The organism is Burkholderia diffusa, from assembly GCF_902499115.1.
In the GTDB taxonomy this organism is placed as follows: Bacteria; Pseudomonadota; Gammaproteobacteria; order Burkholderiales; family Burkholderiaceae; genus Burkholderia; species Burkholderia diffusa.
On record NZ_CABVPN010000086.1, the window covers coordinates 1 to 613 of the forward strand.

At 68.7% G+C, this 613-nt stretch carries 1 protein-coding gene; it reads right to left on the reverse strand.

Annotation, left to right across the window (positions count from 1 at the left end; translation table 11 throughout):
* Positions 1-527: phenylacetate--CoA ligase (locus tag BTE28158_RS32335; protein WP_477021231.1), on the reverse strand; the 527-nt coding region annotated here is incomplete at its 3' end.
* Positions 528-613 lie beyond the last annotated feature (86 nt).

A 613-nucleotide genomic window follows, 5' to 3' on the forward strand; every position in this document is an offset into this window, starting at 1 on the left:
AGCTGCACCTGCTTCTCGGTCTGGCCGCCCGACATCGGCACGACCATGCAGCCGAGCCGTTCCGCGCCGTAGTGAATCCCGAGACCGCCCGTGAAGAGCCCGTAGCCGAAGGCGTTGTGCAGCGTGTCGCCCGGGCGGCCACCGGCCGCGCGGATCGAGCGCGCGGTGACGTTCGCCCAGGTATCGATGTCGCGCGCGGTGTAGCCGACCACCGTCGGTTTGCCCGTCGTGCCGCTCGACGCGTGCACGCGCACGACCTGCTCGCGCGGCACCGCGAACAGCCCGAACGGATAGTTGTCGCGCAAATCGTTCTTGGTCGAAAACGGGAATTTCGCGAGATCGGCGAGCGACTTCAGGTCGTCCGGATGCACGCCCGCCGCATCGAACGTGCGGCGATAGTGCGGGACGTTGTCGTACGCGTGGCGCAGCGACCACTTGAGGCGCTCGAGCTGCAGCGCCTGCAGTTCGTCGCGGCTGGCGGTCTCGATCGGCTCGAGGGCGGCGGCGGGATGCGTCGGGTGAGTCATCGGGGTGCTCCTCCAATGGAGTGATGTCGTTATCGTGTTCGGGGTAACGGGGCCGGCGGCTACGACCGGAACGTGCGGCCGGCCGC